A 15,446-nucleotide genomic window follows, 5' to 3' on the forward strand; every position below is an offset into this window, starting at 1 on the left:
ACACCACCAATTATGCGTTACATTATCTTAACCACACTACTATTAACCAGTATTTTCAGCTTACAAGCCCAACAGAAAAAAATCACGTACACCACCAAAACTTTTAAGGCATCTTCTATCAAATCTTTGGATGCCAGTACAAGTGGTGGATCTATTCAAGTAGAGGGCACTAGCGGCGAAGCCAGCGTCGAGATTGTTTTATCTCCCAATGGAAAGCTAAAATATTCCCGAATCGAAGAACTAAAGTCCATATTCGAAAAAGAATATGACTTAGATCTAGGTCTAAAAGGCGGCACATTGGTTGCAAAAGTGAAGCGTAAATCCGGTTTTAGCGGAAATAATTCACTTTCTGTAGCCTATATTATTCACGTTCCCACAAAAATTTCGTCTCAAGTAAAAACTTCTGGAGGAAGCATTTCTATGAGCAACCTAACAGGAGACCAAACCTTCGCAACATCAGGCGGCAGCTTGACGGCAAATAACCTAAATGGCAACATTAACGGCAAAACTTCTGGCGGTAGCATCACGGCAAAATCCTCTCAAGGCAACATTCAAATCTCGACCTCTGGCGGATCGATCACCATGGAGCAATTGAGCGGCACAATCGTAGCAAAAACTTCGGGCGGATCCATCACCGCAAAACAAGTAGTTGGCAAGTTGAATGCAGCGACTTCGGGTGGGTCAATCAATTTCGACAGCATAGAAGGAGATATCCAAGCAGCAACATCAGGCGGTAGCGTGAATGCAACGATCGCAAAAATTACGAATCCATTAAGTTTGAGCACCAGCGGTGGCAGCATCAACCTCAAAATTCCAAAAGGTGGCTACAACTTAGATTTGAGTGGCACCAGAGTCAATGTCAATAACTTAGATAATTTCTCCGGAAGCACCAAGAGAGACCGAGTAACGGGTAATGTAGGTGGCGGTGGCCATTCAGTGACAGCCAAAACTTCTGCTGGAACAGTGAACCTAAGCTGGTTATAAAAAACATCAACATGCAAAATTACCTCAAAACAGCCTGGCGAAACATTAAACGCCAAAAAAGCTTTGCTGCGATCCATGTCTTAGGCATGGGCGTAGCCATTGGTGTGGCGACCTTATTGTTTCTCACGGCTATGTTTGAGTTGTCTTTCGACGATCAGCACGAAGATCGGGATCGCATTGGCTTGCTTTATTTTCAATCTAATCCTGCACATGGACTGACCTACTCGAGTACGATGCCTACGCCGTTGGCGCCCATATTGAACGCTGAGATAGAAGGTTTGGAAGGCGTGTCTCGTTATTACAACAGCACACTTCTTTTCCGCAATGGCGATAAGCAAATCAGCTCCGACGCAAAATTTGTCGATCCCGACTTTCTATCCATCTTCGATTTTGGACTGGAAGAAGGTGCAGACAATGCGCTGAAAGATTTAGATCATATTGCGATTACTAAGAAATTGGCTACTTCACTTTTTGGTGTAAGTACTGTAGTCGGTCAATCCGTTGAGGTATACCTCAACGGATCTTGGACTTCTAAGATTATTTCTGCGATTCTTCAGGATCTTCCTAAAAATTCCAGCTTAGAGTTCACCTCTCTAATTCGCTTCGAACATAAACCAAACTACCTGAACAACTTAGATCAGTGGAATCATAATGATCATAGCGTATTTGTAAAAACGACGCTGCCCATAAACCAAAAAGCTGCATTCAATACTAAAACTCGACAGGTAATTACCAATCATTTCAAACCACAAACCGAGGAACTGAAAAGAGATGGCGCCACCGCCGATGCCAATGGCGATTATATCACCTTACAAGCACTTCCTTTTTCAGATTATCATTTGAACGAACTAGGCTTAGGTGATGCTGGATCGACAACCTTTCCTTGGATGTTGATCGGCATTGCCGGATTGATGGTATTTATTGCCTGTTCGAATTTTATCAACCTGTCATTGGCGAACTCCATTACACGCAAACGCGAAGTAGGTACGCGCAAAACGTTGGGTAGTACCAACGGACAATTGATCACACAGTTTTGGACAGAATCGCTACTAATCACTGGCGCAGCATTGATTTTTGGCTTAGTACTAGCTTGGTTGTTGCTGCCGCAATACAATGCCAACATGGGCTACAATCTCAAAATAGCAGAACTATTTAGCCCCACCAACCTCGCACTATTTGCACTCACATTTCTTCTGATCGCTTTGATCGCTGGTGGCTATCCCGCCTGGCAAAATGCACAATCAAATGTGATCGAGGCGTTAAAGGGCACCTCCTCGGGCAGTACGAAACACGGCTTACGCAACACATTGACGGTCGTGCAATTTGCCATCGCCACCTTTATGATTATCGGCACGATCGTAATCAGTGCTCAACTGAGTTACCTTTCTAATCGTTCCCTTGGGTATAATAAAACAGAAGTAATCAGCATACCGATTGGCAGTGGTATCAACCATCAGCAGGCATTAGAAAGAATGCGGGCGGACTTGGCCACAGTACCATTCGTGACGCATGTGACAGGTACAGATATCAATATGGGTCGTGGCCGAGATGGCAGCACATCCAACTCTAAGATTGGATTTGATTACGAAGGTCGCGGAATCAGTACGCATTTTCTACGGGTGGATTACGATTATTTGGACGCGTTAGATATCGACCTATTAGCTGGGCGTGATTTCTCCCGTGCATTTGGCACCGATACCAGTGCCATTATCGTCAACGAACAAATGGCGATCGCGCTTGGTGGTACTGATGCCATTCTTGGAAAAAATATTGACATGGGGATTACTTCGACCGTGATTGGCGTAGTCAAAGATTTTAATTTTAAAGATTTAAGGCAAAAAGTCGAACCACTAACCATGCACATCAATCCAAATATTGGTTTTGATGTAGAATATATATTTGTGCGCGTACAAACCGACAACCTGGCTACAGCTTTAAAAGACGTGGAAAAAGTCTGGAAAAACATCAATCCGAAAGCGGCTAGTGAAGCCTCTTATCTAGATGAAAACACCGAAAATATGTACAAAAAGGATCGTCGATTTGCCCATATCATTGTTGGTGGTGCTGTCATCGCCATCGTGATATCCTGTATGGGATTGTTCGCGATAGCACTTCTAAGCATCAATCAACGGGTTAAAGAGATTGGCATCCGAAAGGTATTAGGTTCGAGCATATCCGATCTTGTGTTGCTCCTATCCAAAGACTTTATCCTGCTTGTTTTATTAGCCTTGCTGATTGCTTCGCCATTAGCTTGGTGGGGTATGCAACATTGGTTAGATGGCTTCGCGTATCGTATCGATATGGCTTGGTGGATCTTTGCCCTAGCGGGAATAATTTCTTTGGTGATCGCCATCTTAACGGTAAGCGGACAAGCTATTCGCGCAGGCCTGCGCAATCCGGTCAATAGTTTACGGAATAACTAAGTCTAAAACGTTATGTGGAAAAACTACCTAAAAATCATGTATCGGAATCTCTGGAGATACAAAGCCTATTCTTTGCTCAACATTTTGGGACTTTCGATAGGCTTGGCCTCTACCTTTTTGATTTTTTTTGTGGGTACATCAGGAACGCAGCTATGATCAATTTCACGATAAATCCGCACAAACCTATCGCTTGACCAGTGGCATATCACAAGATTTTGTGGCAGCCACCACACCACCTCCGATCGGACACGAGATGGCCAGTAAGATTCCTACAATCAAAGATTACCTGCGTCTTACACATCGGGTAGATCATCTGTTTGAGCATGATGGAAAAAAATTCGAGGAGAAAGAAGGTTTTTATGCTGATGCTAACTTCTTATCTTTCTTCTCTTTTACTGTCTTGAAAGGCGATCCGGCTACCGCATTGCAAAGTCCAGATGCCATTTTGCTCACAGAAAAGATGGCTAATAAATACTTTGGCAACGCGGATGTCGTGGGCAAAACCTTGATCCGAGACAACAATAATCTGGTCACGGTGTCTGCTGTACTGGCTGATATTACAAGTAATTCGCACCTCCAATTTGATTATATTCTACCGATTTCAGCGATAAAGGACAATGATTGGAAATACCCGAGTCAAGATTGGGGCAACTTCATTTATTACACCTATTTTCAGCTAGACGACCAACTTACACCTACGGCCGAAGTCCTATCCAATGTGACTGGGGAGATTATGCGTCAGTACAAAACGCATGTAGATGGGGTGATAGCCAAGACGGAATTCAAACTCCAGCCCTTGTCAGACATACACTTGCACTCGCAGAACTTTCAGGTCGATGTGGCCGTGCATGGGCATTATTTGTATGTAAACACACTATCGCTCGTAGGTCTATTTATCTTAATTGTGGCCTGCATCAATTTTATGAATTTATCAACAGCACGATCTGCAAGAAGGGCTCGAGAAGTCGGTCTTCGAAAAGTCGTTGGTGCGGATCGCAAACAGTTGATTATGCAGTTTCTAGGAGAATCATTATTGATCACTTCTATCTCCGTCATCATCGCTCTAGCGCTGGTGATACTGGCCTTACCTGCATTTAGCCTCTTGATTGGGAAAACAATATCAATCTCTCTTTTGAGTCGGGAAATGGGGATGTACTTATTAGCCATTGCGACTATTACCGGACTTTTTGCTGGAAGCTATCCAGCGATTTACTTATCCAGTTTTAAGCCACTTTTAGTGTTGAAAGGAATTTTGACCTCGCAGCGTAGTGGTCACCGTCTCTTTCGCAATGGTTTGGTAGTCGTGCAATTCGTCGTGTCTATTTTTTTATTGGTAGGTACGATCGTCATTTACAAACAATTGGAATTCATCAAAAATCGAGATAACGGATTCGATCGGTCGAACCTTCTCTATGTGAACATGACGGGAGATATCTGGGGCAAACAAGAAACTTGGAAAAATGCACTAGCCGACAATCCACTCACCAGCAATTTCACAATTACAGATGCTTTGCCATCTAATCTCGGCAGCGGCACTATAGATTACTGGTATGAAGGTAAAGACGCTAACTCGGAGTTGGTCGTGCCCATGATGGATGTTGACGCCGATTTTATCTCGGTATTTGGTATGGAACTGCTGGCAGGACGTACTTTCTCTAAACTATTTACAGACTCTACCAGCTATATGATCAATGAAAGTATGGCTGCTGTCATGGGGCTCTCGCCTGAAGAGGCAGTAGGGAAACATTTTGCTGTCTGGAATAAAAAAGGTACGGTCGTTGGTGTGGTGAAAGATTTTAATTTCAAACCGGTGAGCCAATCTGTCGGTCCACTCATGATGCAATACAACGAATGGGGCGGCATGGCGGTGATACGTACAAAACCCGGAAAACTAACAGCTACATTAGCGGCTGTAGAAGTGGTCAACACAAAGCTAAACCCAGATTATCCGTTTAACTATGGGTTCTTCGACGAAGAGCTCACGAGGCTGTACGAGAGCGAACAACGTTTGAGTAAGTTATTCGCTCTATTCGCAGGCTTGGGCATCTTTATTTCTTGCCTAGGATTGTATGGATTATCGGCATTTATGGCCGAGCAGCGCTTTAAAGAAATTGGTATCCGTAAAGTGTTGGGTTCTTCTACGATTGGCATTGTGACGCTACTAACGAAGAGTTTCATCGGGCTGTTGGTTGTGGCTATTCTTGTAGCCATTCCAATATCTTGGTATGGCGCCGTGCAGTGGTTGAATGGATTTGCTTATCGGATTGATATGAGTATCTGGATTGCAACTTTAGCTTCTGCTATCGCATTGATGATCGCCTTGCTGACCATCGGCTATGAATCGCTTAAAGCCGCCTTGATGAACCCAACACGTAGCCTTCGGGATGATTAGAAGATTGCCGTAGGCTCATACTTCGGCTTTGTAAGGACGTCAACTCGTCATCGCGCGGAGGTACGACAAAGCGATCTTCGAACAAGAAAGAATTATGGAACGAGGCGGCTGCGTTTATATTATAACCAATTACAATAATACAACACTGTATACGGGAGTGACATCGGATTTACAAGGCCGAATATATTCGCACATCCACGGTCTATCTCCTAATTCTTTTTCTAAAAAGTACAAGCTATACAAATTGGTTTATTACAATGTCTTCTCTACTATCGAAGATGCCATTGCAGAAGAAAAAAGAATTAAAGCCGGAAGCAGATCAAAAAAGGAAGCGTTAATAAATGCTTTAAATCCAACTTGGTCTGACTTATATGAAACAGAAGTAAAACACTGGTAGTGACACTTTACAAGTTTCGATCATAACCCGTCACTGCGCGGGGGATCAATGATCAATAAGACAATATTGTTGAATACAACACGTAGCTTGCAGTATGGTTAGAAGATTGCCGCAGCCTCGTACCTCAGCTTCGCAAGGACGTTGACTCGTCATCGCGCGGAGGTACGACAACGCGATCTTATAGTAGAATTGTAGATTGCCAAAGCCATAGACCGCTCCGAAGAAAACCAATCTGAGAACAATTATTACAAATACATCCCATTTGGTACCATCACCACAGTGTAGTACCACCAAGCAATCAAAAAAAACGCTATATTAGAAGGTAATTACCTATATGACATAAACGCTAAATCGAAAAAGCATGATTAAATTAACTGCCCTCGTGGCTACTGCTGTGCTAAGTTGCAGCTCATTTGCACTAGCACAACAAAACCCCGTTTTCCCAGGAAATTACGCTGATCCGGAAGGAATTGTATACAACAACACGTATTGGATCTTCCCTACCTATTCCGCACCGTATGAAGAACAAATATTCTTTGATGCTTTCTCTTCGAAAGATTTGGTCAAATGGGAAAAGCACGAGCGCATTTTGGATAATACAGAGGTGAAATGGGCGAATAAAGCCATGTGGGCACCAGCTGTACTAGAAAAAGATGGTAAATACTATATTTTCTTTGGCGCCAATGATGTACACCCAGGCGAAGTGGGAGGAATTGGTGTAGCCGTAGCCGATAAACCCGAAGGACCATACAAAGACTTAATTGGCAAGCCTTTGATCCAGGAAAATGTCAATGGAGCACAACCAATCGATCAATTCGTATTTAAGGATAAAGACGGCACGTACTATATGTACTACGGTGGTTGGAAGCACTGTAATATGGTAAAGTTAAAACCAGATTTCACTGGCATACTGCCATTTGAAGATGGGACTTTCTACAAAGAAGTCACTCCTGAAAATTATGTCGAAGGCCCATTCATGTTTATAAAAGATGGCAAGTACTACTTCATGTGGTCCGAAGGTGGCTGGACAGGTCCAGATTACAAAGTAGCTTATGCGATTGCGGATTCGCCATTTGGCCCATTCAAACGAGTAAACACGATCTTAGAGCAAGATCCTGAAATTGCCACTGGTGCAGGCCATCATTCGGTGATTAAAGTACCAAACGAAGAAAAATACTTCATTGTATATCACCGCCGTCCCTTAGGCAAAACCAGTGCGCACGATCGAGTAACCTGTATAGAAGAATTGCATTTTGACGAGCAGGGCTTCATCAAGCCAGTGAAGATGACTTTTGAAGGTGTAAGTCATCCGTTGAAATAATACACGGCTAGTACAAGATGATCTGTTCGGAACTGAACAACGAACTGTTCAGTTCCGAACATTAATCAAAACTAAAACACACCACACCACCTGATATACAGCAATTTACCACTCTGGCACATCCTTAGACAGAGGTTCTAGCATAAAGCCATTGCATATATGATCGAACTACAACATATTTTCAAGTGGTATAATGTCGGAGGTACGAAGACATTTGTGCTCAAAGACATTAACCTACGTATAGAACAAGGGGAGTTCATCTCCATTATGGGCCCTTCGGGATCGGGAAAATCGACGCTCCTGCACATCTTAGGTAATCTGGACACACCAGATGAAGGCACGTATCATTTCTTGGAAGAGGATGTATATGCGTTAAAAAGCCGCAAAAGAGCCGAACTTTTCCAATCGCGTGTTGGTTTTGTTTTCCAGTCTTATCATCTCATTGATGAGCTCACCGTGTATGAAAACATCGAAACACCTTTGATCTATAAGAATATTTCTGGTTCGGAGCGAAGAGCCATTGTGGGAGATATGTTGGACCGTTTTGGCATTGTCGGTAAGAAAGACTTGTTTCCAAATCAGCTCTCGGGCGGCCAACAGCAGATCGTAGGTATCGCACGCGCCTTGGCAGGATCTCCGAACCTTATTTTGGCGGATGAACCAACAGGCAACCTCAACTCTCAGCAAGGTGAAGATGTAATGAAGTTATTCAAACAACTGAATGAGGAAGGCGTAACGATCGTTCAGGTGACGCATTCGGAAAAGAATGCAGAATACGGCAACCGTATCATTAACTTATTAGACGGACAGCTTAAGAAAGATTAATATCGCCAAATGTTATCTTAGGTGCACCAATTAAAAAGCGCTATGAAGATCGATCTTCATAGCGCTTTTTAGTATTTCCTAAGCTTTTTTTAGGCTTTTTTATTGGGCTTCGCTCCCATTTTAAATTGCAGCTTACCACCATTCACGATGTCGGCATGTTTCAAGATATAGCCTTTCAACGGTTTGCCGTTTAGACGGACTTCTTGCACATACACATTTTTATCGCTTTGATTGATAGCTTCTACTTCGAAAGTTTTTCCATTCTCCAGTCGAACAGATGCAGATTGCACTAATGGACTACCCAACCAGTAATCGGTAGAACCCGGCGCCACCGGATAGAATCCTAGACTAGAAAACAAATACCAAGCACTCATCTGCCCGCAATCGTCGTTGCCACCAAGACCATCCGCCCCGTTGTGGTATTGATCTTTCAAGATCTTACGAATCCACTCTTGAGATTTCCAACCTTCGCCAACCAATTGATATAGGTAAACAACGTGATGTGCCGGCTCATTTCCATGCACGTAATTCCCGATAATACCTTCACGTGTGATATCCTCTGTATGTTCGAAGAATTTGTCGGGAAGGTGCATCGTGAACAAGGAATCTAAGTAAGTGGACAGTTTCTTCTGACCACCGATCAACTCCATTAATCCTGCTGGATTATGTGGCACATACAGGCTGTAGTTCCATGTATTGCCCTCTATAAAACCCTGTCCGTGTGTTTCCAACACATCAAATTGTTCACGGAATTTGCCTTGCGCATCTTTCGGACGCATAAAGCCGATCGATGGATCAAACATATTGCGCCAGTTTTCAGCCCGTTTAGCAAACGTCTGGTAATCAGCCTCTCTGTTCAAATGCTTTGCCAGTTGCGCTATGCACCAATCATCGTAAGCATATTCCAAGGTATTGGATACCGAAGTACCATTTTTCTCATCAGGAATATAACCCAAATCAATGTATTCACCAATGCCTTCATAGCGGCGGTAATTTGCTGTCGCAATACAGGCATCCAATGCCTTATTCGCATCGCCTTTGTACACGCCTTTGAGAATAGCATCTGCAATGACAGAAACACTGTGATAGCCACTCATACACCAGTTATCATTGCCATAATGCGACCAGATCGGCAACATTTTCAGCGTACTTTGATCGTAGTGCGCCATCATCGAAGCCACCATATCCGCGTTGCGTGAAGGGTTGACTAAGTTCATATACGGGTGAAAGGCACGGAAAGTATCCCACAAAGAGAAAGAAGAATAGTTTACAAAACCATCTGCTTGGTGCACCTGATGATCCAAGCCACGGTATTGTCCATTTACATCCATATATTCCGTTGGCATCAGCGCAGCGTGGTACATGGCGGTATAGAAATTAACATAATCAGCCTTAGTAGGCAACTTCGCATGAATACGGCCTAGTTCTTTCTCCCACAGATCCTGTCCTTCGCGTTTAGTACGTTCAAAGTCCCAATGTGGCACTTCTGCTTCCATATTCGCCAAGGCGTTGTCCATACTTACGGGCGAGATCGCCAGCTTCACCTGAATTTCTTCGTTAGCCGCTACATCAAAGTCGAAGTGCATACGGATCTTCGTGCCAGCGATGTCTGGAAAATTGTCCGTTTGATCAAATTTGCGCCAGAAACCTTTGTACACTTGCTGTTTTTCGAAATCCTTCGTGCCATAATTTTTAAATGGCTTGGAGAACTTCATTGCAAAATGCACCACGCGCGTTCTTGCCCAACCATGCGTTTGGCGATATCCTACGATGGTATAGTCATCTAGCACACGTGCTACCGTCCACACATTTTTATCATCGTAATTATAGATACCGTGCATCAAGTCGAACACGATATGACTCTCGCCTGCTTGACTAAAAGTATATTTATGATGACCAACGCGTGAACTTGTCGTAAGCTCTGCAGTAATGTTGTGTGCATCTAATTTTACTTTGTAATAATTTGCTGCAGCTGTTTCATTGTCATGGCTGAATGCCGAACGGTAACCGCTTCCCGGTTTATCTGCCGTACCAGGGTTTAGTTTCAATGCACCGCTGGTTGGCATCAATAAGAAATCACCTAAATCCGAATGACCTGTACCACTGAAATGTGTATGACTAAAGCCGACAATCGTAGGATCGCTATATTGATAGCCAGCACAGTATTTGTACACATCGCCGTTGTACTTGCCGTTCATGGCGTAAGGAATCGTATCGGTATCCGGACTGAGCTGCACCGATCCAAATGGCACAGTTGGCCCAGGATACGTATGTCCCATTTTGGCCGTGCCGATCATCGGATCTACATAATCTACGAGTCTTTTCTCTTGCGCTTGCGAAGCAACAGCAAGGTGTAGCAAACTCACTACACCAAAAGTGCGCAGGCATTCCTGCCAGCGCACTTTATAAGCTAAACCTAAGTTTATCATTATTTATATTTTCCTTCCATTTCTAAACTCAACGAATACGGGAAGTCTTTTGCAGACGTTCCGCGTTGCGTATTAGGCTTCGCTCCCATCGAGAAGTCGATTTTCGTACCTTTTTGCAATTGCTCATGCGTAATAAAATTCTTCGCATGCGCTTTGCCATCTACATTCAACTGCTGTACATAGCGATTCTCTGCGCTATTGTTCCCAGCTTGGATTGATACAGTTTTGCCGTTGGCCAAGGTAATTTCTGCTTTATCAAACAAGGGTGAGCCTAAGATATATTCATTCGTAGCCGGACAAACAGGATAGAATCCTAATGCCGAGAACACGTACCAAGCCGAAGTCTGTCCGTTGTCCTCATCACCGCAATATCCATCAGGATACGGCGTGTACATCCGATCCATCGTTTCACGTGCCCAGTATTGTGTTTTCCAAGGCTCACCTGCATAGTTGTACAGGTAAATCATGTGCTGGATTGGCTGATTACCGTGCGCATATTGGCCCATATTGGCTACTTGCATTTCGCGAATCTCGTGAATCACGCCGCCATAATAACTTTCATCAAAAACTGGAGGTAAAGAGAATACCGAATCTAATTTGGTGGTGAACGATTTATGGCCACCCATCAAACGCGCCAAACCTTCTACATCGTGGAATACCGACCACGTGTAGTGCCAGCTATTTCCTTCGGTGAATGCATCCCCCCAAGTGAACGGGTTGAATGGCGACTGGAATGATCCATCTTTATTTTTACCGCGCATCAATCCAGTTGCTGGATCAAATAGATGCTTGTAGTTCAGACTACGTGAGCGGTACAATTCGATTTCTTTCTTCGGTTTTTTCAATGCTTTTGCCAATTGATAAATGGCAAAGTCATCGTAAGCGTACTCCAAGGTTCTAGCCGCATTCTCGTTGATGCCTACATCGTAAGGCACATAACCAAGGTCTAGATAATATGGCGCGCCTGCACGGCCTACTGCCGTCATTGGCCCTTCATTATTTGCACCATTTAGCAACGCTTCGTACAAGGTTTCGATATCATAACCGCGCAACCCTTTGATGTGCGCATCTGACACCACAGAAGCCGAGTTGTTACCCACCATGATGTTGGCATAACCCGGACTGCTCCACTCCGGCAACCAACCGCCTTCTTTGTAGGCATTGGCCAATCCTTCTTGCATCTCCACATTGATCTCTGGATACACCAAATTCAAGAATGGATATAGCGCGCGGAACGTATCCCAAAAACCTGTACCGCCAAACATACGACCTGGTAAAATCTTGCCATTGTATGGACTCCAGTGTACCGGCTCGTTGTTTGCATCGATTTCATACAGTTTGTTTGGAAACAACACCGTTCTGTACAGACAAGAGTAAAATGTTTTCAATTGATCTTGTGTTCCACCGCCTACTTTTACGCGGTTCAATGTTTGGTGCCAAGCTTCTTTAGCTTCGTCATGCACGTTCGCAAACGATTTAGCACCGACTTCGCGAGAAAGATTTAGTTCTGCTTGTTCGTAGCTAATGAAAGAAGATGCTACACGCATATTGACTTGCTCGCCACGTTTGGTTTTGAAACCTACGATGGCACCGGTATGGTTTCCAGCAGCTGCTTGTTCACTCGATGCTTGATACACGCTATCTTTCCAGATTTTGGTAAAGGTCACGTCTTTGTCGAAATAGATGACAAAGTAGTTTTTAAAGTTCTCGTACTTACCACGGCTGTAGCGGCTAGAGTAGCCAATTATTTTATTCTCCGCAGGAATGAATTTCACTTCAGATCCTCTGTCAAATGCATCGATAGCCACAAACGAGCTATCACTTTCTGGAAACGTAAAGCGAAATACCGCAGCACGCTCCGTTGGCGTGATCTCTGTCGTCACATCGGCATCGGCCAAGTACACACTATAGTAGTATGGCTTAGCTGTTTCTGATTTATGTGAAAACCAGCTAGCGCGTTTGTCTTGATCGATCTCGGGTTTTCTACTACCCGGCATAATGGAGAACTGACCGTAATCATTCATCCAAGGAGAAGGTTGATGTGTTTGTTTGAAACCGCGAAGCTTGTCCGACGCATACGTATACATCCAGCCATCGCCCATTTTTCCAGTTTGCGGACTCCAGAAATTCATCCCCCATGGCACAGCAATAGCAGGATAGGTATTTCCGTTAGACATAGATGGTTTTGAGTCAGTTCCCATCAGGGTATTTACCCATTCTTCAGGTCTTTCTACTTGATCAATTTGTTGGGCAGAAAGTGCCCCTATCGAAAATAAAAAGGATAGGGAATAAATTAAGTAACGTAGGTTCATAATTCGAATATACTAAAAAAATGTTCTATGCTTTGTTGGCTGCTACGTACGCATCCCAAAGCGCATCCAGTTCCATTCCGGTTAAGTTAACCCAGATTTCTGGTGTATAAGTTTTTTCGCGCATGGCAGCATCTAATTGCTTTACAGCGCCTTTCTTTTTATTATTTTCTATCCAATCCAAGAAGCGAGCAGATATGCGATAGCTTTTGGTATAGTGATGGTCTTCCTTCAATTCAGGCAAAGACCAATTGCCAGCTTTATTATTTATACCGTATTTGTATCGTACGTAATCGGCAATACCTTCCACTAACCATCCTGGTCCGCTGCGCGGTGGATAGGCTTGTACGATATGCATTACCTCGTGCGTCACGACGTCGATATCTTCTGGCATTTTTTCCATCCAAGCTTGTGCAATAACGATTTTACCATTATGAGCATAAGCCACGCCGTCGTAAGCCGTATCAATGGTGATAGTCACTTCTTTCAACGAATTTTTATTAAAGTCTTTTACCAGCTTAGGGTAGTTGGTAAAGAATACATTTTGAAGGCGTTTTTGCTGTACGGCATCAAAATCTGGATTTTGCGCATGAAAATGCAACGTATAACCCTTTTTTGTGATCGTTTGCGGTTGTTGCGCAAATAGTGCCATAGGCAAAAATAGCGCAAGCAGCATTCCAAGGTTTAGGGTGCGCTGCGCAGATTGGCGAGTGAAATAATTTAACATGGGTGTAGATGTAGGTGTCTAATAAGACATCGTTCTTTGCGATATCTGAAAATAAAAGTAATTCGAATTACGGTATTTCGCTGTTAACAAAACCCCAACAAATTGTTAACAAAAACTAAAGACACCAACAGTAGCCATTGATTTTGTGTATATTCAGCCTGCTTTAGGACATAACTTTCTGCCAATAATTGCGTGACGCGAACATGAAACTCACCTCCATATCTCTGGTTTATAAGATCGCAGCTGTATTCAGTTTTATTACATTGATCAGCCTGCTCGTTTACCTGACCTATAATACCTTTATCCTGAATGACCAGCAGTACCAGAATACGGAAAAACTGTTGATTAAGGAGTTTTATTTTAATGCGATCCGCAATGATAAATTGTACCCAGGCGGGCAGAAGGTTTTCGATGCAAACATTAATCCGAAACTAGCACTGCTAGATAGTTTGGATAAGCATGATAAGCGAGCCCTTGCAGATACCGTCAGCACACTTTTACAAAATCTAGATCAAGAACTCAAAGCCAACAATACGATGGATAGTGTGTTTGAGCAGATCAAGACGAATTTTCAGCTAGGAGACGATTGGGAATATGCCCTTTTGTTAAATCGTGTACGCGTTAATCTGACAGATGATCGCAAAGTGGATATCTATAGTCCGCCTACTATCAAAGCCGGTGATCAACATACCATTCCGGGTATGCACGGACTGCGGATGGGTGGGCAATTAGAAAAACTTCGCAAACAAAATTTGGTAACTGAACTCAATGTAAGTAGCACAGAAAACTATAGTTATCAGGTATCGTTTGCACTTTTTGCCGACCGCAAGCATCGTACTATAGCCTTACTTAAGCTGATCGCACCAGTATTTCTACTCGGCATATTTGCCATTGTGACTATCATCATTATCTATCTGGCGACATATCGAAATTGGATTAGGCAAAAAAGATTGGCAGACATGAAGTCGGACTTTGTCAACAGCATTACGCACGAGTTCAACACGCCTATTGCGACCATACAAGTCGCTAATAAAACACTGAAATCGCAGCAACTCGTAAAAGAAAACAAGCCACTCGAAGCATTGACCGATGTGATCCAACGTCAATCAAGTCGTTTGCAACGCCTATTTGCTCAGGTATTGGACATCACTTCGATGAGTGGTTATGCTTTACAAAAAGAACCGAGCAACATCTCAAACCTTCTCCAAGAGATGGTGGACGATTACCGCCTGAAAACGAGTGAAAGTAATGTGGAGATTGTTTTTGTTGATCTAGCCGATCAGCCAGCTAACGTCCGTATGAATCCATTCTTCTTTACAACCATGATTTCTAATCTGATGGAGAATGCCGTGAAACATAATCACAAATCAGAGAAATCGATCAAAGTAGAGCTTAGCGAGAATGGACATAACTGGCGCATACGTCTATCAGATAACGGCGAAGGCATTGCTGATAAGGAAATTAAGCTTGTGTTTCAAAAATTTTACCGATCCGCTTCCAATATGCAAAGTAGCCTCGGACTTGGCTTGTATTATGTAAGACAATGTGTTATCGCACATGGCTGGAGCATTGAGGTGGAGAGCATCGTAGAACTAGGCAGTACATTTATCATCGATATCCCCAAAAATTCGTAATATAG

10 protein-coding genes are annotated in these 15,446 nt (G+C 43.4%); 7 read left to right on the plus strand and 3 right to left on the minus strand.

The window, feature by feature from the left end; genetic code table 11:
• The first annotated feature begins 12 nt into the window (after positions 1–12).
• The 6 genes from GKO22_RS12150 (at position 13) to GKO22_RS12175 (ending at position 8,342) form a co-directional block, all read left to right on the plus strand.
• Positions 13–984, plus strand: coding sequence for a DUF4097 domain-containing protein (locus GKO22_RS12150; RefSeq protein WP_166335382.1), 972 nt, complete (start codon positions 13–15; stop codon positions 982–984).
• A gap of 11 nt (positions 985–995) precedes the next feature.
• A complete protein-coding gene (locus GKO22_RS12155; protein WP_166335384.1) occupies positions 996–3,407 on the plus strand; it encodes an FtsX-like permease family protein in 2,412 nt (803 codons plus the stop codon).
• Between the two features lie 127 nt (positions 3,408–3,534).
• Entirely contained in the window at positions 3,535–5,799 is a 2,265-nt protein-coding gene (locus tag GKO22_RS12160) for an ABC transporter permease (RefSeq protein WP_206367890.1), read from the plus strand.
• Between the two features lie 94 nt (positions 5,800–5,893).
• Complete coding sequence (locus tag GKO22_RS12165) at positions 5,894–6,196, plus strand: GIY-YIG nuclease family protein (RefSeq protein WP_166335386.1); 303 nt, start codon at positions 5,894–5,896, stop codon at positions 6,194–6,196.
• A gap of 361 nt (positions 6,197–6,557) precedes the next feature.
• Positions 6,558–7,517, plus strand: coding sequence for a glycoside hydrolase family 43 protein (locus GKO22_RS12170; protein WP_166335388.1), 960 nt, complete (start codon positions 6,558–6,560; stop codon positions 7,515–7,517).
• Between the two features lie 159 nt (positions 7,518–7,676).
• Positions 7,677–8,342: an ABC transporter ATP-binding protein gene (locus tag GKO22_RS12175; protein ID WP_166335390.1), complete on the plus strand. Its 666-nt coding sequence runs from the start codon at positions 7,677–7,679 to the stop codon at positions 8,340–8,342.
• A gap of 89 nt (positions 8,343–8,431) precedes the next feature.
• Here the strand turns inward: GKO22_RS12175 and GKO22_RS12180 are convergent, their stop codons facing one another.
• The 3 genes from GKO22_RS12180 to GKO22_RS12190 are packed head-to-tail and all read right to left on the minus strand — an operon-like array spanning position 8,432 to position 13,807.
• Positions 8,432–10,771 (minus strand): GH92 family glycosyl hydrolase, encoded by a 2,340-nt coding sequence (locus GKO22_RS12180; RefSeq protein ID WP_166335392.1) that lies wholly within the window; start codon positions 10,769–10,771, stop codon positions 8,432–8,434.
• Positions 10,771–13,083 (minus strand): GH92 family glycosyl hydrolase, encoded by a 2,313-nt coding sequence (locus GKO22_RS12185; RefSeq protein WP_166335393.1) that lies wholly within the window; start codon positions 13,081–13,083, stop codon positions 10,771–10,773. The genes GKO22_RS12180 and GKO22_RS12185 overlap by 1 nt, the downstream gene beginning before the upstream one ends.
• 25 nt (positions 13,084–13,108) lie before the next feature.
• A complete protein-coding gene (locus tag GKO22_RS12190) occupies positions 13,109–13,807 on the minus strand; it encodes a basic secretory protein-like protein (protein ID WP_206367891.1) in 699 nt (232 codons plus the stop codon).
• Positions 13,808–14,010: 203 nt separating this feature from the next.
• Here GKO22_RS12190 and GKO22_RS12195 point away from each other — a divergent pair, with 203 nt between their 5' ends.
• Complete coding sequence (locus GKO22_RS12195; RefSeq protein ID WP_166335395.1) at positions 14,011–15,441, plus strand: sensor histidine kinase; 1,431 nt, start codon at positions 14,011–14,013, stop codon at positions 15,439–15,441.
• Positions 15,442–15,446: the final 5 nt, after the last annotated feature.

The sequence above is a fragment of the Sphingobacterium chungjuense genome, from assembly GCF_011316935.1.
Lineage (GTDB): Bacteria > Bacteroidota > Bacteroidia > Sphingobacteriales > Sphingobacteriaceae > Sphingobacterium > Sphingobacterium chungjuense.